The 24,088-nt window shown below is 58.1% G+C and carries 18 protein-coding genes; 1 reads left to right on the top strand and 17 read right to left on the bottom strand.

Features of this window, described 5'->3' with window-relative positions:
* Nucleotides 1-28: 28 nt before the first annotated feature.
* From ACO9S2_RS03600 to ACO9S2_RS03610, 3 genes are all read right to left on the bottom strand, one after another.
* Entirely contained in the window at nt 29-1,003 is a 975-nt protein-coding gene (locus ACO9S2_RS03600; RefSeq protein ID WP_423720532.1) for a TorD/DmsD family molecular chaperone, read from the bottom strand.
* A gap of 229 nt (nt 1,004-1,232) precedes the next feature.
* Nucleotides 1,233-1,832, bottom strand: coding sequence for a 4Fe-4S dicluster domain-containing protein (locus tag ACO9S2_RS03605; RefSeq protein WP_423720533.1), 600 nt, complete (start codon nt 1,830-1,832; stop codon nt 1,233-1,235).
* A 141-nt stretch (nt 1,833-1,973) separates the two neighbouring features.
* The gene (locus ACO9S2_RS03610) at nt 1,974-2,972 is read right to left on the bottom strand and encodes a hypothetical protein (protein WP_423720535.1); all 999 of its coding nucleotides are present in this window, start codon (nt 2,970-2,972) and stop codon (nt 1,974-1,976) included.
* A 209-nt stretch (nt 2,973-3,181) separates the two neighbouring features.
* On the opposite strand from ACO9S2_RS03610, the gene ACO9S2_RS03615 reads away from it, so the two are divergent.
* Nucleotides 3,182-4,285: a WD40 repeat domain-containing protein gene (locus ACO9S2_RS03615; protein ID WP_423720536.1), complete on the top strand. Its 1,104-nt coding sequence runs from the start codon at nt 3,182-3,184 to the stop codon at nt 4,283-4,285.
* Between the two features lie 391 nt (nt 4,286-4,676).
* On the opposite strand, the gene ACO9S2_RS03620 is transcribed toward ACO9S2_RS03615, so the two are convergent.
* The 14 genes from ACO9S2_RS03620 to ACO9S2_RS03685 form a co-directional block, all read right to left on the bottom strand.
* The gene (locus ACO9S2_RS03620; protein ID WP_423720538.1) at nt 4,677-5,048 is read right to left on the bottom strand and encodes a response regulator; all 372 of its coding nucleotides are present in this window, start codon (nt 5,046-5,048) and stop codon (nt 4,677-4,679) included.
* A gap of 423 nt (nt 5,049-5,471) precedes the next feature.
* A complete protein-coding gene (locus tag ACO9S2_RS03625) occupies nt 5,472-6,920 on the bottom strand; it encodes a sigma-54-dependent transcriptional regulator (RefSeq protein ID WP_423720539.1) in 1,449 nt (482 codons plus the stop codon).
* Nucleotides 6,917-10,096: a PAS domain S-box protein gene (locus ACO9S2_RS03630; protein WP_423720540.1), complete on the bottom strand. Its 3,180-nt coding sequence runs from the start codon at nt 10,094-10,096 to the stop codon at nt 6,917-6,919. Before ACO9S2_RS03630 ends, ACO9S2_RS03625 begins: the two co-directional genes overlap by 4 nt.
* A 79-nt stretch (nt 10,097-10,175) precedes the next feature.
* Nucleotides 10,176-11,093, bottom strand: coding sequence for a protein translocase subunit SecF (gene secF, locus ACO9S2_RS03635; protein WP_423720542.1), 918 nt, complete (start codon nt 11,091-11,093; stop codon nt 10,176-10,178).
* A 9-nt stretch (nt 11,094-11,102) separates the two neighbouring features.
* Entirely contained in the window at nt 11,103-12,746 is a 1,644-nt protein-coding gene (secD, locus tag ACO9S2_RS03640) for a protein translocase subunit SecD (protein WP_423720543.1), read from the bottom strand.
* A gap of 32 nt (nt 12,747-12,778) precedes the next feature.
* A complete protein-coding gene (yajC, locus tag ACO9S2_RS03645; RefSeq protein WP_423720544.1) occupies nt 12,779-13,105 on the bottom strand; it encodes a preprotein translocase subunit YajC in 327 nt (108 codons plus the stop codon).
* A gap of 32 nt (nt 13,106-13,137) precedes the next feature.
* Complete coding sequence (tgt, locus tag ACO9S2_RS03650; RefSeq protein ID WP_423720545.1) at nt 13,138-14,304, bottom strand: tRNA guanosine(34) transglycosylase Tgt; 1,167 nt, start codon at nt 14,302-14,304, stop codon at nt 13,138-13,140.
* 17 nt (nt 14,305-14,321) lie between these two features.
* Complete coding sequence (gene argS, locus ACO9S2_RS03655; protein ID WP_423720707.1) at nt 14,322-15,995, bottom strand: arginine--tRNA ligase; 1,674 nt, start codon at nt 15,993-15,995, stop codon at nt 14,322-14,324.
* Between the two features lie 134 nt (nt 15,996-16,129).
* A complete protein-coding gene (locus ACO9S2_RS03660) occupies nt 16,130-17,143 on the bottom strand; it encodes a glycosyltransferase family 9 protein (RefSeq protein WP_423720546.1) in 1,014 nt (337 codons plus the stop codon).
* 2 nt (nt 17,144-17,145) lie between these two features.
* Nucleotides 17,146-17,754, bottom strand: a complete 609-nt coding sequence (locus tag ACO9S2_RS03665; RefSeq protein ID WP_423720547.1) for a molybdenum cofactor guanylyltransferase — start codon at nt 17,752-17,754, stop codon at nt 17,146-17,148.
* Nucleotides 17,755-17,848: 94 nt separating this feature from the next.
* Nucleotides 17,849-19,627: a c-type cytochrome gene (locus tag ACO9S2_RS03670; protein ID WP_423720548.1), complete on the bottom strand. Its 1,779-nt coding sequence runs from the start codon at nt 19,625-19,627 to the stop codon at nt 17,849-17,851.
* Nucleotides 19,628-19,677: 50 nt separating this feature from the next.
* A complete protein-coding gene (locus ACO9S2_RS03675) occupies nt 19,678-20,715 on the bottom strand; it encodes a c-type cytochrome (RefSeq protein WP_423720550.1) in 1,038 nt (345 codons plus the stop codon).
* Between the two features lie 39 nt (nt 20,716-20,754).
* On the bottom strand, nt 20,755-22,065 hold the full coding sequence (locus ACO9S2_RS03680) for a nitric oxide reductase (protein WP_423720551.1): 1,311 nt from the start codon (nt 22,063-22,065) through the stop codon (nt 20,755-20,757).
* A gap of 81 nt (nt 22,066-22,146) precedes the next feature.
* Nucleotides 22,147-24,060: a cytochrome ubiquinol oxidase subunit I gene (locus tag ACO9S2_RS03685; RefSeq protein WP_423720553.1), complete on the bottom strand. Its 1,914-nt coding sequence runs from the start codon at nt 24,058-24,060 to the stop codon at nt 22,147-22,149.
* Nucleotides 24,061-24,088: the final 28 nt, after the last annotated feature.

The raw sequence follows: 24,088 nt of genomic DNA on the forward strand, positions 1-24,088 counted from the left end.
GAGAAAACTGAAAATAATTGCTCGAAACCTATGCGGTTCCGACCGGTCCCCCCTCCTCTTTGTCCTTCTCCTTTTCCTTCACATCCATGAACGATTGCGCCCCGACTTCGTTCAACAGCATGCTCAACTCATTGCCCTGGTCTTGCGCGCCACACTCATACGTCTGGCCTTCCGGTGAGTTGAAGGTGGCCGGACGATAGTCGGTTTCCGTGTAGGGTTGAGGGGTCACGCCCAGGAACGCAGTTTCAAACTCCATCCAGTCAGACGTCATATCGGCGACGATTTTAAAGAGACCGGAATCCGACTTCTTCGTCAACATGCGACAGAAGAGGGGAACCCATCTCCCAATATGGTTTTTGACAAACTTTTTCTGCGCATCGACGACGATCTGCGTCTTTTCGGCCCCGTCGTGGCAGCGCGAATACGATTCTTTATAGGCAAGAAAATGCATGAACTCGAATTCAACGCTCAGGTGATCGAGACGCTCGTGGATATCCTTCGACAGCTCGACACCGAACGCTTTATAGAAGCCCGCAATATCGCCCATGACGTGCGATTGGGCAAAGACGTGATCGTTACCAAAAAGGGTCTCGTAGGGTGGGCAATCGAGCGTAATGACATTGCTAAACACCCGCCGGTGCTCCGACTGGAGATCGCTCAGCTGCCAGTTCACGCACTCGGAGGCAATCAGCTTTTCGACATGATCGAGCTGCTTCTTGAGAGCCGCCAGCTTCTGCCTGGCTCGGTCGCTCCCTTGATTCGCTTCCAACGCAGCCTGCAGGGCGTCCAGCGCGGCACGGCCATCCTCGACAAACTCTCCGCATTGGAGATAGTCAAGAAACTCCTCATCCTCCGGGTACAAAAGACTCCAGGAGATCAGGAGATACATTTTGCTGCGATTAAGGGCTCGCTCGACTGCGGGGGAATCTTTGATGGTCGGGGCAGTAGGAATAACGGCGGCAGTGGTGGATGTTGCGCTCTGCACCGGTTGTTTACTCGTCATGGCAATTGTCTCCTGGATGTCGGACTCAACCCAGGCCTCACAACTCACACAAGTCCCGCGTCAACCAAACACGTTCCTTCACGGGCCTGCGTATGATAGGTAAAGCCCCTCTGGATGTCAAGCAAGAACTCCTGCACGAAACACCGAAATCGAACGACCTGATTTCCTCTTTCAATCTCGCGAATTCTACCATTTTTTACCGGTCACGACCGGGCGTCATCTTGACTTTTCACCACAAGCCGGCCAACTGCCGGACGGGGGTCACCCGAATCGCGACATGATCGTTGACCGTCTTGCACACGTGCTCGCAGATGCCGCAGCCGACGCAGCGCTCTGAAGACACTATTAGACGCATGTCGCCGAAATCCATCGCCAACGCATCGACCGGACACTTGGAGACGCAGGCGTGACAGCCCTGTCCGGCGGTACAGAGCCGATGCGTCACGACGGCGCTGCCCATCCGGATATCTCGCGCCTGCTCCACCGGCTCCAACGCCTCTGCCGCGCAGGCGGCAATACACGGCAGATCCTCGCAAAGAAGACAGGGAGACTGGTCGGCGTACAACACCGGCGAACCATCCGACGGATGGCACACGATCGCGCCAGGATCGCAGGCCTTCACGCAATCACCGCACTTTGTGCAGCGATCCAGAAACAGCGCCTCTTCAACCGCACCGGGCGGGCGCAACCAATCCGTCCGCAGAACCGGGGCGGGCGCTTCCGGCTTGGCCTCCTCGGTCTGCCTGGAAAATTCCTGGGCGGCCTTGGCTACGGACAGAACGGAGTCCTTCAGAAAATCCCGCCGCCCATATGATGGATTGGAAGCCATGGTATTCGTCGCTCTCGCAGATGGTCAAAACGTTTGTGCAACGAGGCCGCAGCGAGTGAAAAGCCGGCGCGTACGCTCGTGGTACGTGGAGGCCCTGAACGACGCGAGAACGAAGTTGGCCGGCGTTTTCACCACCTGCACCTACATGACGCCGTCGGCGCGGAGCTTATACACTTCGACGCAGCGATCACAGGCGCCGTACTCGATGTCCCAGCCCGGATGATTTTCCCGGATGAAGTCCAACACGTAGGGCTCCAGTTTCGTGCCCATATCCTCCACCCAGGAGTAGGTCGGGAAACGGCACAACGGACAGGGGAATCCCGGCATGAGCATGACTTTGTTTTCTGATTCCGGGAGCTCTCCGCCCTCGACATCGACCGCGCGATCCATGACGCGCAAGGTATCGGTCGACATTTCAATCAGCTCGGAATGGGTGAAGTAGGATGTCTGCCACAACCCCTCGAACACCGATTTCAACTGGGGCGGCGGAATCTTCCGATACCAGGACCGGAACTCCTTGAAACGGTCTTCCTTGCTGAGCATCGGCTCTTTGCCCGCGGTACTGAGCCGGCTATCGACGCTCAAGCTCCAGAGCACGCGGTAGCGCTGAAGAATCAGCGTTTCTTCTCCGGGGTTCTGCCCGACCTTCGTATCGGGGTCATAGCCGAACACCGGGTCCAGCATATCGGAGATATGCATAAGCTCATGGCGGCAATAGCGCGTCAGGGCGGGATCGTAGAACCGGCGGGGGATCAGCTTGATGCCCACGCCTTTCAGCCCCTTTTCCTCGAACTGCTTGGCCAGCTCCTGCTCGACCGAGCCCCACTTGCGAAGAATGTCCACACCTTCCTGGTCTTCCTTCAGCACACCCTTGACCAGCACGATGCCGACCTTGTCCTTCAGCAGCGGATACTCGTTGAAGGAATCGCGAATGATGTCCGAAAACCCCCACGTACCGAACAGGTATTGGTAGAGCTTCTTAAACTCTCCTTCCCGATCCTCCAGGATAAACTTCTCGTAGATCGGGTCGGCATACTCATGAAACTCCTTATAATAGGTCGGATCGCCCTCGCGTTCCGTCTTTTCCACAAAGGAGTCAATGACCTCTTGGAGCAATGCGGGCTGAAACCTGATTTCCATTGGAAGCCTCGAAGAGTTGGGGTTGCGTCAGATCAAACTGGAGAACCGGTCGAGTCCTTCAGATCCTTCTCGCCGGCAGCCGGAGCCACCTTGACTTGGCTGCTGAGCATCTCTTACGATCTCTCAGATTCGATCGAAGTATACTGGCCCGAAAAGCCGATTTGCAATCAAGGGGGACCGTGAGCGCGGCCCCGGCTACTGGAGATCTTATGCCTGAACACACGATGACGCCACCGATGCCGAGTGCCGCCCCCGGAACGCAGCCGAACACGCCACCGACCGCGCCGATCGATTTTCTGGATTATTGGAAAACCGATTGCCGCGAGATCAAAACCTTTCGCGGCCATTCGCATGGCGTCTGGGCCGTGGCCTTCTCACCGGACGGGTTGACGCTCGCCAGCGGCGGCGCCGAACGCCTCGTCCGCATCTGGGACATCGAAACCGGCCGGCTCCTGCGTTCCCTTCGCGGCCATACCAACGACATCCGCGCCATCGTCTATACGCCGGACGGCCAGACCCTCGCGACGGCAAGCGAAGACCGGACCATCCGCTTGTGGAACCCGAAGACCGGCGAGCCCACGAAACTCCTCTTCACCCGCTACGATCACAACGTGTGCAGCCTCTCGCTGTCTCCCGACGGCCTCATGCTCGCGCGCGGCAGCCACAATAAGGACATTAAAATCTGGGAAGTCACCACCGGCACTGAACTGATGACGCTGCTGGGAAAAGATCAATATGACCACCACTGGTCGGTCTGCGTCGCCTTCTCGCCCGACGGCATCCACCTGGCCAGCGGCACCGACATCGGAAAGATCAAAGTCTGGGAAGTGCTGCCGAGCGGCGAAGAAAAAGTCCTGCACGACGGACATTGGCAGCGCGATAACGAAGACTCCACTGAAACGCGCGGATACTTCATCGAAGACGACGGCGGATTCCAAAAGCCGATGGATTACTGGATCGGCGCCATGACCTACACGCCGGACGGCAAGACCCTCATCACCGGCAGCCGTGACAAAACCATCAAGTTCTTTGAGATGCCGAAGGTCGTCGAGCAGAAATGTCTGACCGGCCACGCCGGCTGGGTCCGTTCGCTGGCGGTCTCGCCCGACGGGAAAGTGCTGGCCAGCGCCAGCGACGACAACACCATCAAGTTCTGGGACATCGCCGCGGGCCGCCACTTCAAAACCGTGAAGGGCCACACCGCCGGCGTCCGCTGCATCGCCTTCTCTCCGGACGGAAAACGCCTCGCCAGCGCCTCCTGGGATCGCACGATCAAGCTGTGGGAAGGCGGAGCAGAACAAGCCGCAGAGTAAACTGTCTTACGCGCGCCCTGCGTGGCAACCCCTGCAGGGCGCGCCGATCTCCTTCGTAGCGCCCCCTCATCGGGATTACACCTGCTCCACCGGACGAAAAAACGCCGGCCTCGCCCAAAACGATCAGCCGGACAGAGGACCTGGATGAGATGAATTCGTTACCAGGCGTTCAGCGGATGATTCAAATCATAACGATTCTCCCCCCTCCGCCTTTCTCCGCCTGAAGAGCAGCTCACATATTCGACTTCAGCCCGGTTTTTGAACAAGTGGGGCGCCAGGTCGGATTACGGTGGGTACAGGCCTGACAACAGGCTCCCGATATCGCTTCGTTGCCTTGGGCGGTAGCAGATGGCGCCGGCAATCATGCACGTGACTGCTGTGTACCGTCCGGCTATCCCAGATGGAGGGCAAGGGTATCCCGAAGTCGCACGGTATCTATCGGCTTAACAAGGAAGGCCTGCGCCCCTTCGCGCAGCATGTCGGAAGCCAGCGCTTCATACCCGCTGATAATAATGACAGGCATCGTGAATCCCCTGGTTCGTATTTCGTGCAGCACCTCTTTACCGGACATGCCCGGCATCACAAGGTCCAACAACACGCCATCAAACAGACCGTCCGACAACATGGTCAGCGCATCGGTCCCTGAAGCCGCCAGGGAAACCTCATATCCCATCCAGCGCAGGAGTTCTCCGAGGATATACCGAATGCCGTGGTCATCATCAATGACCAGAAGCCTTCTCAAGGGCGAGGCCGCTTTCATCATCCGATCCTTCTGCCCGACTCCCCGAACAGGGAGGCCCGCAACATCAGATCGTCTACGTGTGTCTGCGGAGGCGAAACAAGCACCGCGAAATTAAAGCGCGCGTTGAGGCTGACCGTCTCGTTATCTTGGAGTGGAGGGCGAAGCATCGTGGAGCCTGTTATAACCGTGGCGACCGGTGACCCGACCTCTCCGGCCGCTTAGGGCGGACTGAGCGACCACATGACCTAATCCCTACCGGTCATGCTACTGCCATGATGCCACGATTGCAAACTGCCCGGGCTAAGGCGAATGCCCTTGGGGAAGGGCCTGAGACACACCGCGCCGATGGTGCATGGCACGAGGTGCGCGCTCGTATCTGATGGGGGGCCCGGCCTGCGAACGACGAGAAGTCGGGCGCCGGGGGCGCCGCTGCAATCAGCCGCGCTATCCCTCGTCCTCTTCGCTTTCATCGCGAGCGGAGGGAATGCCGTAGCGTTTGCACTTCTCCCAGAGCGCTTTACGGGAGAGGCCGAGAATTTTGGCAGCCGTCGTCCGACTCCCCTCCACGCGCTCCAGCACGGAGAGGATGTATTCCTTCTCAAACCCTTCCCGCGCAGTCGAAAGAGCGGTGAGCGGCACCTCTTTCTTCTTCCCGCCTCCGGTCAGCCCTTCCTGGCAAAACCCGCAGGACTCTTGCGGTTCGCCGCCCAAGTACGGGCAGGATTGAAACCCGCAGAGATCGGCCGGCTGGATCGGCTCCCGGTCGCGCCCCAGCGCCACGGCCCGTTCGACCATATTCTCCAGTTCCCGGACGTTCCCGGGATAGGAATACCGCAACAGCAGCTCCCGGGCCGGCTGAGAAAATCCTCGAAGTTTCTTGTTCATCTTCTCTGAGCAGGTCTGCAACACGTGATCCGCGATCACGGTGATGTCTTCCTGCCGTGCGCGCAGCGGCGGAATCACGACCTGGACCACATTCAACCGGTAGAACAGATCGTCGCGGAAACGCCCTGCCGCGACTTCTTTCCGCAAATCCTTCTGCGTGGCGCAGACCAGCCGCACATCGACATCGATGGTTTGATTGCTGCCGACCCGCTCGAACTTCCGCTCTTGCAGCACCCGCAGCAGCTTGACCTGCACGACAGGCGAAATCTCCCCGATTTCATCGAGAAAGAGCGTCCCGCGATTCGCCATCTCGAACCGGCCCCGCCGCTGGCGCAACGCGCCCGTGAAGGCGCCCTTTTCATGGCCGAACAGTTCCGCCTCCAGGAGGGTTTCGGGCAGCGCGGCACAGCTCACCTTGATCAGCGGATAGTCGCGGCGCGGGCTGTTCTGATGCACCGCGTTGGCGGCCAGCTCTTTTCCCGTGCCGCTTTCGCCGAGGATCAGCACCGTGGAATCCGTCGCCGCCACCAACTTGATCTTCTCCAGCACGGCCCGCATCCGCGTATTCGCCCCGAGAATCCCGCCGAAGCTGAATCTGTTTTCCAGCGTGGCCTTGAGATCCTGATTCTCTTTGCGCAACGCCACCACGGTCCCCGCCCGCTCCACGATCAACAGCAGCTCATCCATATTGAACGGCTTGGTGATGTAATCGAACGCCCCCAATTTCATGGCGCCCACCGCCGTCTCCACGGAACCGTGCGCGGTAATCACCACCACTTCCGTCTGCGCGCGGGCCTCTTTCGCGGCCTTGAGCACCGATAGTCCGTCGGCGCCGGGGAGCCGAAGATCCGTGATGACAAGATCAAACTCGCGCTGCCGCACCTGCTCGATCCCTTCGGTGCCGGATGCCGCCGCGCTGACGTCGTGCCCGACCGCTTCGAGCGCATCCACGATGGACAGCCGCATCAAGGGTTCGTCATCAACAATGAGGATCGTCATCGGCATCATGATACCCGCTCCACCGGCTGCCGTTCGCGCGAGACGGGCAGACAGAGGGTAAAGACCGTGCCCTTCCCGACTTCGCTCTCCACCAGGATCCTGCCGCCGTGCCGCTCGACAATACCGAGACTGACCGAAAGCCCCAGCCCCGTCCCTTCGCCCTGCCCCTTGGTCGTAAAGAACGGGTCGAATATTTTCGGCAGGACCGACGCCGGAATCCCGGCCCCCGTATCCCGGACCTCGACCATGCAAATGCCCTCTTCCACCCACGTCCGGATGGAGAGCACGCCGCCGTCCTTCATTGCCTGCACCGCATTCAGAATCAGATTCATCAGCACCTGTTCGATCATATGCCGGTCGATCATGAGGCTCGGCAGAGTCTTCCCCAGCTTCGTCTCAAGGGCAATCCGGTTGGGAGCGAACAGGTGGTTCGTCAACACGAGAACCCGCTCGATCACGGCATTGATGTCGGCCAAGGCGAACTCCGGCTGATGCTGTTGTGAGAAATCGAGGAGCTGCCGCACGATTTTCTGGACACGGCGCAGCCCGTCCTCCATCGAGGCGAGATATTCCTCGCGCCGGGCAGGCGAAATCGTCCCCTTGCCGAGGTTGTACAGGCAGTTCAAAATGCCCCCGAGCGGATTGTTGATCTCGTGCGCCACGCCGGCGGCCAGTTTCCCCACTGAAGCCAGTTTCTCTGAATTCCTGATCTGCTGCTCCAGCTTCTTCGTGTCCGTCATATCGCGCGCGATGCCGAGCACGCCCAGAATCTCCCCGTCCGCTCCGTGCAGCGGGGACACGCTCACCATAACAGAACGGGCCTCCCCGATGCGCGTCAGGACCTCCACTTCATAGACCTGTTTCGCGCCAATATCGAGCGTGCTCTTGAGGCGGCGGCCGCGATGGCGCTTCGACAGCAGCGCCAGATAAGGCCGCCCGAGCAAATCCTCTTTCCGGTAGCCCCACGCCTCGATCTTGCTGTTGACGTAGGTAAAGCGCTGCTCATTGTCCAGGGTATAGATGACATCGTTGGCATTTTCGAGCAGATTCTCCAGATACTGCTTGGTCTCTTCGATTTCCTTGGTGCGCTCCCGCACCTTCAGTTCCAATTCCTCGCGGTACGACTGGAGCTGCCGTTCCATCCGCTTCCGGTCGGTAATATCGCGCAGCTGCACCATGGCCAACGGCGTTTCGTCGGAGCCGACGCGAATCAAATCCATCTCCACCGGCATTTCGACGCCGGCTGCGTTCCTGACGGCGATTTCGTGCGTGGGCACCTGTCGCTGGCCTCCCGCCAGGTCCAACAGCAGCGCGCGCACCCCATCATGAAACGCGGGCAACACCACCTCGAAAATGCTCCGCCCGACCACCGACGATTCGGAATAGCCGAGCGCCTGCTCCTCCCGTTTGTTGACGGCCACCACCGTTCCCTGCCGGTCCACCATAAAGACCGAATCGGCGACCAGGTCGAAGAGGGCCTTGTAGCGCGCCTGTGACGCGACCAGCTGTTCGGTCCGCTCGGACACGGCCACTTCCAGCTTGCTGGTGTACTGATGCAGTTGCCGCTCCAACTGATGCCGCTCCGTCACATCGCGGACGAAGGCGCGCGTATGAACGACCTCCCCGCTTTCCTGATCGAACAGTGCCGTGGCATGGATCTCCACGTCGATCAACCGGCCATCCTTGGCGAGGAAGACGGTTTCGATCGTGTTGCGCCCTTTCGCCATCAATCGTTCGAGATAACTCAGAACATGCCCCCCCTGATCTTCCGGCACCAGTTCCCACAACCGCATCGTCAGCATCTCGTCCAGGGTGTAGCCCAGCTTGTCGAGCCCTGTCTGGTTTACGTGGACGAAGCGGCCGGTCCGATCCAGCTGATAAATCATTTCCGGCGAGTGTTCGATCAGATCCCGGTACTTCTCCTCCAAACGGCGCACGTCGCCCATCCGCGCCTCGATCTGCGCGAAGGACAACTTGAGATTCCCCGCCATGCGGTTGAAGGCCTCAGCGAGATCCTCAATCTCGTCCCCGGTCCTGATCTCCAACCGCTGGTCGAGCCGGCCGCTGCCGATTTCCTGCACGCCGTCGTGCAAGGCCTTGATCGGTCGGGCGATCCTCCGGGCCACGATCAACCCCGTCCCCCACAATACGGCGAAGACCAGGACTCCGTAGAGCAGGGTCTTGCCGACGAGACGGGTCAGCGGTGCATAGGTCTCTTCCGGATCCTGCCGGACGACCGTCACCCACTGCTTACCGCCCATGCTGCCCGCCGCAAGCGGCTCGCTGAAGCGGACGGGGGAAAAGCCGATCAGCGCATCGCGGCTGCCGTGCGAGTCGTCCTGTGTCAGCGCCCAGCCCGCTTTCTCCTGAGTGATCGTGCGGATCAGCTCCGGTTTGACCGTATGTTCCTCCGGCGAGAGAATGGGGCAGATGAGCGGAGCCCCGTCCGTGCTAAAGAGCATGGCATGACCGGATGACCCGATCGACACTTCGGAAATCGAGTGGAACAGGGTGTCGCGCCGGAGCAGAATCGTGGCAGTGCCGATGACGCCGCGCTTCCCGTCGTCCAGAATCGGCACGGCCACCACCACGACGTGGGTGCCGAACGCCGGATCGAAGGCAATCTCGCCCACATAGGGCTTGGCCCCCTGCGACTTCACCACCGCCGTCCACCACGACGTCTTGCCGTAGTAATACTCGACCTGGGGAATGGAGCTCACCACCAGCGCCCCGCGCGCGTCCGTGACGAGAATCCCCACATAGTCCGATTTGCGGATATCGTGCCAGCGGATGAGATAGTTCGTCACGATGCGGTTGATGAACAGCGGGAACTCGCTCCGCTTGTCGCGCTGCCGCCACCGCTGCTGCCAATCCTTGATGATCTCCTCAATGGCGCGCTCGTCTTTGCCCTCGTAGGTACGATTGGATTCCGTGACGGCGGTGCGGAGAAAGGGCGTGGTGGCGAGCTGCTGGGCCTCGTTGATACCGCGCGTGACATGCATCTCGATGCGGCGCGAGGCTTCGACGGCCACTTCCTTGAAGTTGCCGCCGATCGTCTCTCGCAATGCGCGCCGCTCTTCGAGATAGCTCAGAAACAGGGAGAGAGTGAGCGGGAGCAGGCCGACCATCACAATCGCCGTGATGATCTTCTGCTGGAGACTGTGAGACCGACTCCAGAGTGCCATGAGGTGTGCCCATCCGGGCCGCGTGATGACTTACCTGGGTTGCCCTGTCATCGTGTCAGGGTGCCTGAGAATGACCACTCTAGCCCCGCTTCATCATGCGTCCGCTCGCGCCGGGCCAGAGCAACAGCAACGGGCTGGCGACAAACACCGACGAAAAGGTGCCGAAGATGACGCCCCACAACAACGCCAACGAGAAATCGTGCAACACCTCCCCGCCAGCCAGCGTCAAGGGAATCAAGACCAGGACGACGGTCAAGCTGGTCACAATCGTCCGACTCAACACCTGATTCACCGCCCCGTTGATCGTGGCCTCTTCCGATTCCCGGCGGCGCAGACGGAGGTTTTCACGAATCCGGTCAAACACCACAACTGTATCGGTGAGCGAGTACCCTGCCAGGGTCAACAGGGCCGTCACGACCAAGAGGGTAATTTCTTTGTCGAGTATATAGAAGGTGCCCAGCACAGCCAGCACGTCGTGGAACGTCGCCAGCGCCGCCGCCACGCCGAATCGCAGTTCGAATCGCGCCGCGATGTAGAGAATGATGCCGGCAAACGAGATGACCACGGCGATCAGCGCATCTTCCTGCAACTTCTTCCCGATGGTCGGACCGATCTCCGTCGTCGCCTCGACGGCGAATTTATTGTTGGGAAAGTCTTTGGTGAAGACCGCCATCACTCGCTCGGCCGTCTTTTCTTCGATGGTCGTCGAGGCCTTCACGCGGACCAGCAGCTTGTTCTCCTGCCCGAACTCCTGCAATTCCGCGTTCGTCACTCCGTTCGCGTCCAGCGCCTGCCGCGCTTCCTCGATCCGGATCGGCTGCTCGAACTTGAGCTGCACTGCGGTGCCGCCGGCGAAATCGATGCCGAGGTTGGCCGCGCCGCGGCTGATCTGCACGACCGCGATCAGCCCGAGCAAGACCATGATGCCGGAAAAGAGAAACGAGATGTTGCGCTTCCCCATGAAATCGAAATTGGTTTTCCCCAGGATCTCTAACATGCGCGCTCCTTAAATGCTGAGAGTCTCAACTTTTGACCGTTGGTTGCGGACATCGAAGATGACCTTCGTACCCACCAAGGCTGTAAACAAGTTAATGGCGATGCCCAGGCAGAGGGTCACGGCAAATCCTTTGATCGGCCCGGTGCCGAAGAGGAACAAGGCAACCCCGGTAATCAAGGTGGTCACGTGCGAGTCGATGATCGTCAGCAAGGCCTTGTTATACCCGCCGTCCACCGCGAGGCGCACACCCTTGCCCTGGCGTAACTCTTCACGAATGCGTTCAAAGATGAGCACGTTGGAATCGACGCCCATGCCGATCGTCAAGACGATGCCGGCGATGCCCGGCAGCGTCAGCGTCGCGTTCAAGGCCGACAGCGCGCCCAACAAACAGACGAGATTGAGCACCAGCGCGAAATCTGCAATCGCGCCGGACACGCGGTAATACACGATCATGAAGACCACGACGATCGCGCCGGCAATGAGCGTCGATTGCACGCCCTTGTCGATGGAGTCCTGGCCGAGCGACGGGCCGACCGTCAGGTCCTGAATGATCTTGAGCGGCGCCGGCAGCGCACCGGCGCGCAGCACGATGGCCAGATCGCTGGCTTCCTGCGTGCTGAACGTGCCCGTGATCTGCGCCCGTCCGCCGCTGATGCGCTCTTGAATCACCGGAGCGGAATAGATCGTGTTATCCAGCACCACGGCCATCCGCTTCTTCACGTTCTCGGCGGTGATGCGCTCGAATTCGCGCCCACCTTTGCTATCAAACTCAATCGACACATAGGGATCATTGAACTGCCCGATGGACACGCGCGCATCGCTCAGCACGTCGCCGGTCAGCATGACCCGCTTCTTCACGAGATAGGGAACGCGGAATTCCCTCCCGGTGTCCTTTTCGACAACGCGCTCGAAAAGGATTTGATCGCCCTCGGGGATTTTGCCCTCGAACTGCTTGACGGTCTCGGCTTCTTTTTCCTTCGGGACCCGGGCAGGGAAATCCATCTTCAACTGATTGTCTTCGTCGAGCATCTTGAACTCGAGCAAGGCGGTCTCCTTGATGAGATCCTTCGCCCGCTTCGGTTCTTTCACGCCCGGCAACTGCACCACAATCTGCTTCAGGCCCTGCCGCTGAACCAGCGGTTCCGAGACGCCGAACTGATCGATGCGGTTCCGGATGGTTTCCAACGCCTGGTTGATCGCGGAATCCTTGATGCGCTTGATTTCGGTATCGCGCAGCTCCCAGACAACTGTATTGGCCGAACCGGCCGCCTCGACCTCGAAGAAGGTCGGATACTCATCGAGCAGCTTCTGCACCTGCGCCTTGAGCTCCCCGTTGGCGAACTGAATGGTGACCTGCTGCGGAGCCGTCCGCTTGATCGACTCGGCCGGAATCTTCTTATCGACCAACAGATCTTGGAGGGAATTGACGGATCGCTCCACGGCAATTTCGACCGCGCGATCCTCATCGACCTCCATCACCATGTGAATGCCGCCCTGGAGGTCCAGCCCCAGCGTGATGCCCTTATCCGGCAAGACCTTGCGCGCCCAATCAGGCAACGCCTGATACAGCGGCTTGTATGATGGCAGAAAAAACACCACCGACAGCACCAGCACCAACGCGAGTAACGCAAACCGTCCGCTCACTTTTTTCATGTCCCCGTCACCCTCTCTTGTCTTGGACTCAACTACTCTTTGTCGTCGTCATCCGCCCGCAACTTGGCAATATGCTCTTTCTGAATCTTGATCTTCGTGTTGTCGGCCACCTGCAGCGTCACGGTCGATTTCCCGAGATTGGTGATCGTGCCCCAGATGCCGGACGCCGTGATGATCTTGTCGCCTTTTTTCAAATCATCGAGCATCGCCTTCTGCGCCTTCTGCCGTTTCTGCTGCGGCAGAATGAGCAGGAAATAAAAAATCACAAAGATCAGGACGAACGGCACCAGGGACAACAGGGTCCCTGAACTGGATCCGCCGCCGCCCCCTAATCCCTGCGCCCATGCTACGGAAGCCATCACCATGTCGCTGCGCTCCTTTTCATCACGTCTTAATCCAATCCGGTCCGACGGTCATCGTTGGCACCCTCTCGAGTTTCGCCGTTCGGCGCCTCTGCGGCGCGCGCCCGGTAAAATTCGTCGCGCAATGCGAGGAAGGTCCCGCGCTCGATCGACGACCGGACCCGCTGCATGAGATCTGCAAAGTACCAGAGATTGTGGATGGTATTCAGCCTTGATCCCAACATTTCTTTCACGTTGAACAGGTGGTGCAGATACGCCCGCGAGTACCGTTTGCAGACCGGACATCCGCAGTCGGGATCGATGGGCCGTTCATCCCGCGTATATTGCGCCTGCTTGATCGACACGCGCCCGAACCCCGTAAAGAGCCAGCCGGTACGTCCATGCCGGGACGGCACCACGCAATCGAACAAGTCGACGCCGCGGGCCACCCCTTCGATCAAATCCTCCGGCAGACCGACACCCATGAGATAGCGCGGCTTGCCCTCGGGCAGTTCGGGGGCGGTGATATCCAGCATGGCGTACATATCCGCCTTGCTTTCCCCTACCGACAACCCGCCGATGGCGTAGCCTTCAAAATCGAGCGCGACCAGTTCCTGGGCCGAGCGCCTTCTCAGATCGGCCTCCAGCCCGCCCTGCACGATGCCGAAGAGGGCCTGATCGGCACGCCGGCGACTCTCCTGGCAACGCTTCGCCCATGCCGTCGTGCGGCGCACCCCTTCCTGAATGGCCTCGCGCGAGGCCGGCAGGGCGACGCATTGATCGAACGCCATGATGATATCAGCGCCCAGCGCCTCTTCGATCTCGATGGCGGTTTCGGGGGTGATGAAATGGGTCGAGCCGTCGATATGCGACTGAAACGTCACGCCGTCATCCGTGATCTTGCACAGTTTCGCGAGGCTGAAAATCTGAAACCCGCCGCTATCCGTGAGGATCGCACCCGGCCAGCCGGTAAACGCATGCAGTCCGCCCAGTTCGGCAACCACCTTGTGTCCGGGGCGCAGATACAAATGGTAGGCGTTGTTGAGCATCAGCCTGAAGCCAAGGTTGTGGAGATCATCCGGCTCCAGTCCCTTGACCGGCCCCAAGGAGCCCACCGGCATGAACGCCGGAGTGTCGATCACTCCCCGCGCGGTACGCAGCTGTCCCAAGCGCGCCTTCGTCTGCCTGTCTTGCTGTCTGAGCGTGAACTGAATCATGTCGTGATCGTGTGTCGCTACATCTGCTCGGGCGCGGAAATCCCCAGCACGCCTAATCCGTTTTTGATGACCTGCTGGACCGCCCGCATCAACACCAGGCGCGCAGCCGTGGTCTTCGGCGACACCTCTTCGGCCACGGGCGTCTCCCCGGTTTCCTGATCCACCGCCGGCGGCAGAATCCGATGCTTGTTGTAAAAGGTGTGGAGCAGCGACGCCAGTTGCTGCAAATAGTAGGTCAGACGGTGCGGCTCAAACGCCAGGGCGCTCGCTTCAAGGATTTCCGGATAGACCGACAGTTTCCGGATCAGCCCCAGTTCATCATGGTCTGTCAGCACGGTCAGATCGGCTTCAGCGGCCGGCGGGCACACGATGCCTCGCGCCGCAGCCACGCGCCAGAGGCTCGATATTCTGGCATGGGCATACTGCACATAGTAGACGGGATTATCCGCCGACCGCTGCTTCGCCAGTTCGAGGTCGAAATCCAAATGGGTTTTTGAATCGCGCATCAGGAAGAAGAACTTGGCCGCATCGGCGCCGACTTCGTCCAGCACTTCACGCATGGTGATGAATTCGCCGGAGCGCTTCGACATCTTGACTTCCTCGCCGCCCCGCAGCAGTTTGACCAACTGCACCAGCACGACCTGGAGCCGCTCTTTCGGGTGACCGTAGGCCTGCATCACCGCCTGCATGCGCGGGATGTAGCCGTGATGATCCGCTCCCCAGACATCGATCAGAAGGTCGTAACCCCGCTGCAGCTTGTCGCGATGGTAGGCGATATCGGAGGCAAGATACGTACATTCACCGTCCTGTTTGCGCACGACCCGGTCTTTCTCGTCGCCGAATTTCGACGACCGGAACCAGAGCGCCCCTTCGTTCTCAAACAGCAGGTCCTGCTGTTTCAGATCGGCAAAGGCCCGCTCCACTGCTCCGGACGCGAGCAGCGAGGCCTCGCTGAACCAGGACTCGAATTCGATCCCTAAGGCCGCCAGATCCTCTCGAATGAGCTGCAGCAAGGATTGGTAGGCCAGATCGCGGCAGCGCTGTTCCGCCTCGGCCGGGGCCAACCCCGCCAGTTGCGCGCCTTCGGACTGATGAATCCGCTCGGCGACTTCACGTATGTACTCGCCATGGTATCCGTCTTCGGGAAATGTCACCGGCTTCCCGGCAAGTTCCTGTACGCGGGCGGAAACCGACGCTCCCAGCAGCTTCATCTGCCGGCCTGCATCGTTGATGTAATATTCACTGACGACGTCGTATCCCACCGCCTTCAGAAGTCGCGCCAATGCCTGCCCCACTGCAGCCCCTCGGCCATGCCCCACATGCAGCGGCCCGGTGGGATTGGCACTCACGTATTCGACCAATACCCGCTTCCCGACTCCCGATGCGGAGGTCCCGTAGGCTGAACCACGGCGTTCGATCTCCCGGAGAACTTCCAGCCAGACAGAAGGTTTGACGGTCAGGTTGAGAAAGCCCGGCCGCACGATCTCCACTCGCTCGAACAACTGATCGCGGGTAGAAAGGTTATCGGCAATGATCTGGGCAATATCGTGAGGGGCCCGCTTCTCCGATGCCGCCAACGCCATGGCCACAGTCGTGGCAAGGTCGCCCCATTCAGGGCGCTTGGGTGCGTCCAACGTCACGGTCGGCCAGGACTCGATCTTCAGTTGGCCTTTGGCCTTGGCGTCTGACAGCGCACCCTGGAGCGCGTTGGCAACCTTTTCCTGCACGACCCCCTGCGTCACAAAATCTCCTAAGTACTTAGAGAAGAAAGAGAAAAACAATTCGGCACTGTAGCATACGGCATAGTGGGAGACAAGGTGAGGGATCAGGAATTTGTTACCTGACGGTAGCGGGAAAGGAGACGGTCCAGCGCAGGAAAAACCTCCGTCGCTGGCACTTGGAGACAGGGCTTCTCCCGACAGGCCCGAACCGCATCCCACCCGTTACAGGAACAGGCCGCACCTGTAACCACCGAAATGTGAGCCCCTCGAGGTGCCCATCGGCAAGGATCGGTCGGGCCAAACATCGCCAGGGTCGGGATCCCGAGGAGTGCCGCAAGATGCGTCACGCCTGAATCGTGTCCAATATACGCACTGGCTCGGGCAAGGATGCCTGCGAGAGTGACCAGACTCTGTGGACGAACGACAGGCACCCCGCTCAAACCTTCTTTATCCAATGCTTGAAGGGCCTGCTCGTCTGCCGGCCCCACGGCAATAACCGGCGCGAGGGCTCGCTCTCCGCACCCGGTAAGAATATCAACCAAGATGTCCGGCCTTATGCACTTATGCGGGCTCCCGCTTCCAGGGTGGCACACAACATAGGGAGCCCCCTTTTCAAGACCGGCCCCTTTCAACTCCGCAAGACCGCCTTCACAAAATGGCTCGGGCAAGTTCAGTCTGAGAGAACCCTCGTCGTGAGCGACGGGCAGATCCTGCACTGAGGCGAGAAACCGATCACTTTGATGACACGCAGTCCCCCTCTCAGGCTGCTGCACAATAATCCGTGAAATCCCTCGGCTCTGCAAGGCGGCCTGAAGCGATCCATCGGAATCGCTCAACCACGCAACAGCGAGGTCGCAGCGCGTTATTAATTTCTCCACCTGAGCCGAGAATTGTTGAGGACCGGCAAACAGCGTGGCCAGGTGGCCGGCTTCTATCGAGAGGATACGATCGATAATCCCGCATGCCTGCAGCAAGCGCCCCACTTCTGTTCCTGCAAGCAGGACCAACTCATGCTTCGGATAGCGTGAACGGATCGCCTGAAGAGCAGGAACTGCAAGGAGCACATCACCCAACCCGCCCGGGTGAACGACCAGGACGCTACGCAAAACGCTGCCCATCGCTATGAAAGGGGAGTCCCGGATGCCGCCGCTCTGGCCGCTTGCAGTTCGGCTGGTGAATTGACATTCTGAAAGGAGCGCGACATGGGATCCATCGTTCGCCACTCTGAGGGATAGACAATGGTGACTCTCAACGACGGCTCTGCGGCAATGCTTTGGATTTTCAGACGCCGCTCCTCTGCCATCTGCTGGAGATACGGAAGAGCTCGCTTTCCATAGACCGCGTGCAGCGGCTGTAAGCCGGCCTCGAGCTTCGCCATGACGATATCGGCTTCTTGATCACGCGCAAGAAACCATCGAATCATATCGGGGTTCAGAAAGGGCATATCGCAGGCCACGGCAAAAATTCGGCTCCGGGACGCTCGCGTCAGCCCCGTATAGAGACCTCCCAGGCTGCCGCAATCTGCAATCAGGTCCCGATACACCTCGCAACCCGTCATTTCCAATGGGGGACTATCCTGGGCAATCACGACCAGGACTTCGGAAAAGACCTGAGCCATCGCCTTGATTGAGCGCTCAAGGAGAGTGGCCTCTCCGACCTTCAAAAAACGCTTATCTTCACCCATTCGCCGGCTTTTCCCGCCGGCGAGGATGACACCTGTTGCATCCAATTGGCACCCCGTTCCTCTCCCACCTCAAAAAGCACGAAGGGGGTGGGTTGCCCCACCCCCTTCGATTTAAACTACCATCACTCTCAACCTGAGACTAGAGAGCCTTGCCCTTCCGCTTGTTTGCGCGGCGTGTCAGGACCCAGGCTTCCAGGACCACGATGCCACCGGCAATCACGAACGGATAGATGTAGACTTCCTGAGGAATCGGAGGCTGCAGGAACGTGTAGTAGAAGGCCGACACGGCCATCTTGCGACCCGCATCTCCATTATGACCGTCCCACGCGAAGAACACCGTGGGGATGTATTTCCCCATCTCAAAAATCGTGTCTTCGTCATAATCCTGATCCTTCTTGTTGCCAAGCGGACGTTGAATCATGACGTACCAGCGACCATTCTTCCACTCGGACTTCAGAACCTTCAGGTTCTCTTCGTAGCTATCCCGCTCTTCAAAGTCCTTGTCCCATCCGGTTCCTTTGAAGGCCCGGATTGACCCATCGGCTTCCCACTTCACGATATCGACCGGGAACTGTTCGTTGCTCCCGAAGAGATAGCGCGGCTTAATCGGAGCGGGGAGCTCCTGCCACTTCACTGGAGTCTCGATGGCGATCGCATCATTATAGACCGCGTAGTTGTTCTGACGGGCCGCAATGGATCCTTCCTCGCCCGTCTTCGGTTCCTGTTCCTTGATGTCAAGGTTCACTTCCGTCGGGGCCCAGGGCAACTTCCCTTCTGCCACGCTCTTGGTCCGGTCATCCCACTCAAGGAGATAAACCACGCTCTTATCGTTATAGAGCGAACGGACCCAGATGTCGTCGATACGGTTCACAAAGTTGCGGGGCTTGTGGGTGATCTGTCCACCCATTGCCACATAGCGCTTCGGGGTCTTCTGCCAGGCTTCATTTTCAATGTCGGCAGGAATCTCGCCCTCCACGACACTCGATGGCACCACGAAATTGATCTTCGGCTTATCAGTCAAAGGATCAATCGGAAGCGGCTGACCTTGATCATCCCGTTCGCACAGTGAATTGACGAAGTTGGCAATGTCCCAACGATCGTCGATGCTGGTGCTGTCGGCGAACGACGGCATCGGCGTCCCGTTCACACCGGTCGAAAAGGTACGGAAAATGTTCTTCACGTTGTATGGATCCTGGCGGCTTCCTCTGAAGTTCCAGCACTTGTGCCAGTTTGCCGGCTGGATAGAAAAGCCCCAGTCATCCTTCAGGTTGAAGGCGTTTCCGTCCCCCCGGCCTTCCATGCCGTGACACTCGACGCACTTCTTTTCGACGATCAGCTCAGACCCTCTCTTCTTGCTTTCATCGTTCGCCTCTTTCGGCTTCAGTTCAGCAAGCTGGAGAATCGTCTGGGTTTCCGACTGTTTATCAGTGAACTTCCGGTCCTTCACCAACTGAGTGGTGACGAAGGCAAGTACCTGAAGCCGCTGCTCTTCGGTCAAGATACCTTCCCAGGAAGGCATCGCAGACCCGGGCAATCCGTGCGTAACGGTTTCATAGAGGTCGTTTTGACCGGGAATGGGCTTCTTGGCATCAAACAAAGGCAACTCACCACTGGCCGTGTGGCGGATCTTGAATGTGCCCTGATTGAAGTTGCGCGGACGTGGCCACAGGCGGTCGGCGCCAGGTCCATCGCCGGCCCCATCGACGCCATGACACCACACACACTTGGTAAAATAGACTCGCTTCCCGGCCTCGATCATATCGGCGGCTGGTTCAGGCGCCAGTTCACCCTTCTTGAACCCCTGCGGAATTTCTTCTGCAGATGCCGTCAGGACCAATGGACTGGCAGAAAACAGTGCCAATCCGAAGGCCGAGGCAAGGACGACCCCTGCTTTTCTGCCCATCGACGTATTCATCATGTTTTTCCTCATCTCATAATCCATGGGTGATCCGTAAAACCGGTGGACGATTAGTCCCAGGTCCTTGGGTAGTAACCCGTGTGCCAGTATTCGAACAGAATCACTTTCCAAATTTCATCCACGGTCAGATGCTGCTCCCATGGCGGCATAACAGAAGCCCAGGGGAATCCTTCATTCGGCAACCCGATACCACCCTTGGCGACGCGCCAGAAAATGAAGGTCTCCTGGAGCTGGGCGATTGTTCCCGGATCCGTGAAGTTCGCGGGAATCGGATTGAAGGCGAACGCATGCAACCCACGGCCGTTCAGGTTATCTCCGTGGCAGAAATGGCAGTTTTGGAAGAAGATCTCTCCGCCCTCTCTGACATACTTAAGATATCCTTCATTCTTCTCATCCCAGGGGTTGGCATTGGGCGCCATCAAGCGACCCATGCCCTGCTCGACGATCAGCTTGTTGCTGTACTCCTGATCAAACTTCCCCTCAGGATTGACACGATACGGATTCTGTGAGGTTTGCAGCGTATAGGTCTTGCCGTGCACCTTGGTACTGGCCGGAGGGGCCGGGTGAACGGTGCGTAACTCAATGGGCTCCTCAGACTTCGGCTTCATCGAATTGAATGAAGTCCAGCCGATCAAAACCGGGATGAGGACCAGATACGCATATCGAAGCATCTTATTTGATCCAGACTGCGCATCGAGGACGTTCATAATAGGCTGCTTGAACTTCTTCCAATCCTCTTCACTGGCAGACACCCACATAAACACCGCGACAAGAGACACGGTGCCATACATGGCGCGCACGCTGAACGGAATAGGAGGATACACGCGGAACTTGAGGTACAAGAGGACAAAGGCCCAGAAACTGATCCCCTGCCAGAAGCGGGGGATCGCCATGCCCATCGAATTCAAAAGAAAGCTCAATCCGGTAAAGCCCGCCACAAAGCAGGCCATCTCGAAGAGCATCTGCATCGGCATGTAGCCTTCGACTAAGCGCACAGTATTTGATGGGACGACGTCGAGGATCATCCCCACCAAGAGGAGCAATCCGATTGCTCCAATTAGTGCGCCGACTGACATCAATGCTTTCATGGGTTCACTCCCTTTAGTCTAAAAGTTCACAACTCAGTTCTAGGAAATTTTCGGCGGCTCTTTCCCCTCGTACACTTGCGAGAGGTAGTCCACAATCTTCTTAAGGGCCCCGGCACTGAGTTTTTGACCAAATACCTTCGGCATCGTGTTATCGGGGAACGGCTTCACGACATAGGCACTCGGGTTAATAATCGACTCCATAATGTAATCGGGTGTCGTTTTCGCTGTACCCTTATAGTCCTTGTCCTTAAAGCGAGTCGGCGCATTGGTCCCTTCGACAAGCTTCGGACCGATCGTACCAGTGGCACCGGGAATCCCTGGAATCGTATGACACGACACACACTGGGCTTTGGCAAAGATCTGATCGACAGGCTCGGTCCCGTCTGCCATCAACGCACTGGCAGGACCAGCCTTCTCTTCCTGCTTCTTAGGCCGATCAGCCTCGGGGATGAACTTTTCGTAGGCCTTCGTAATCTCTTCAAACGACGGAGCATCACGACCTTCCCGGACATACAACCAGGTATCAACAGCGGCAAGTTCCTCAATGCTAAGCGAGATCGGCGGCTTATGAATGGACGGCATCGGGCTTTCCTTATCGTTGGTGCCCTTGACACCGTAGCCTGCCACTACATAGCAGTTGGGACAGGCATGCGACTCTGCAATGTATTCAATGCCATTCTCAGCAGTCCCTGAACCCGGGAAAGCTTCCTTCTGGGCATAGTCACGACCAGCCGGCTTGCCCTTACTGTATTTTGGATCCTCAAGGCGTTCTTTACCTGCGCGCTCGGGTAATCCCTGCAAGTTAGGCGCACGCTCTCCGAGCATACCGGCATGGAACGCATGGCAGAGCGGGCATTGCCCCTTCCCGATGGCACCCTGCTCTTTATTTTTTCCAATTCCGCCGAAAATGATCTTCTCACCCTCATCAGCCAACTGCTGAGCGGTCATTGAACTGAAGTCGAGCTTTTCTTCCTTCGGAGGAAATCCGCCCTCGACCTGCGGCAGCCAATTTCCATAGCCGGAAAGGAAGGCGGCCACGAAGAACATGAAGCCGCCGATCTTCAGCAACGCCCCGAGATTGGCGAAATAGATCGCCATCATAAAGGAGGCCGCGGTGATCATGACGAGGGACACCGGCAAGAGCCGATTTTCGCCGTAGAAATTCTCTGCGTAGTTAGCGATCGCCATGAACAACATCAGTGTGGCGATCATACCGATAAACGTTTTAAACGTTGCCCGCTTTTTGGCGGCAGGATCACTGATGGAAACCTGAAAATACACTAAAAGGCCGGCCAACAACGCCAACGCTGGCCACCCCATATCAAGCGCCTGTTTAATCAAATCGCCCACGGTTTTGACCTCCTGCGCCTACTCAGGAAGGGAGGCGTTTGTCACGCCACCCTTCCAAGAGCAAGTTGCTCAATAAGATAGTTAGTGGCTACCTGCTGGCTGCGGCGCACTACCGGGAACCGCCGCTTTTGCCTCAACCGGGGCCTTCTTGGCCGCCAGGCTGCCGAGCCAGAACACAAAGAGAATGCTTACCCAGAAGAACAACACGTTGAACGAGATCATGTTTGCGGCGAATCCCACCGTATGGGTATAGGCCCACGGCGAGTTGTCGCGCATGATTTCATTCACATGCCAGAAGAGGCGGACCGATGAGCGGATGTAGCCCATCAATCCCATCATCCAGGTAAAGGCAGTCGCCAACATAATCAGAGCGTATTGCGAGCGGGCAGAAATCTTCCCCCACTCGATCGGCCCCACCTGCTTGGCCCCCTTCATCATGACGCTGTTGAGCGCAAACATGAAGAAGAGACAGGAGAGCGTAGTGGCCACCTGTGGTACGGACAATCCCACACGGACGTTTGCGGGAATATAGTAGCCGTAAATGGCCAATCCAATGATGTTGATATACGCAAAGAAAAAGAAACATCCCATAAAGATGTTTCCAAATTTCGACCAGGAGACAGTCGAAACCTTATTACCGCGCATGTACCACACGAAACTCAACACCGTGGTGGTAATAATGACGTTGATGCCGCCGTTCTTGGCCGACATAACGCCGTAGTTACCCAGAACAGGATGCTGTTGCCCTCCCATGGCCTTCAATTCCGCCGGAGTCATAACCATGGTGTGCGGAGTGATGAACACGAGATACCCGCAGGCGAGGATAAAGACCAGATACTTGATGTACCTTTGATACTTTTCCGCACCACGCATCCGGCCCATTGCCTGCCAGAGGTAGTAGTTCGTGCTCAAGAATAGGATGCCGATCATGGTTGCCTGAATGATAAAGAGCCAGGCAAGCAATCCACCCATGAGCGTAATACCCATCTGCTGCCGATACGCGTATACCTCGCGCATGAGCCAGTAGCCAGCAAAAGGCAAGGGAATCAAGAACGCGACACCGAGGGCCATCGCGATGTAACCCATCCAGTCATAGTGGGCGCGTTCTTCATCGGTCTTCGACGCGAGGAACTTGTAGGCCGCATACGCCGCGACCACACCGCCACCGAAGGCCATGTTACCCAGGATGCGGTGAAGATTAAGAGGATTCCACAACGCGGTGTGAAGCACGTGCCAGATGTTTCCCAGATACCGCCCCTGCTCGTCAACGCCGGCAGGCGACATCATGAAGCCGATCCATGAATTCGCGAGGAACATGAGCAAGGTGCCGATAATATTGAGAATGACCGACATGCTCAGATGGATCCACTTCAAGAACCCCTCCTTCATCTTGTCCCAACCATAATAGTAGATGTAGAGGGTCCCGCTCTCAGCCACAAACATCAATGCGTAGATATGCATGACGGGACGGAAGATGCTGGACAGGTAGCCGAAGAAGGCTGGATAGAGAGTCAGGAAGGTAAAAATAAGGATACCGCCAAGAACCGCAGTCAGCGAATAGGCCGTCAAGCTAATCTTAATAAAGTCATAAGCCAGCTGATCATACCGCTTGGCCATCGCCTTATCCTTCGTCACCACCCCCATAAACTCGACCACCATACAGAAGATCGGGACGGCCAACACGAAGCTGCCGTAGTAGAGGTGCTGCTGATTCGCGAACCACAGCAAGACCCGGCTCTCGAAGTTATACCGCGGATAGTCCTTCACACCATCCGTCGTCTTCGGGGCTGGAGCACCGGCCACAATACCTTCTGTCTTGTAGTAAACGTCCCTGCCCTTCTCAACCTTCGACTCATCCTTCTTCCCGTCTGCCGCAGGAGCCTCTTCACCGGATGCCAAAGAGGGCAACGACATGACAATGGGAAGCAGGAGGAGGCCGACCATCGCGCCCAGCGCCATGATCGACATCATCTTCTTACGGGTTAAAAAACCCATGGCAAACCTCCTTGATGCACTCCAAAAA

This window comes from Nitrospira sp. NS4 (assembly GCF_049546785.1).
Taxonomy (GTDB): Bacteria; Nitrospirota; Nitrospiria; order Nitrospirales; family Nitrospiraceae; genus Nitrospira_D.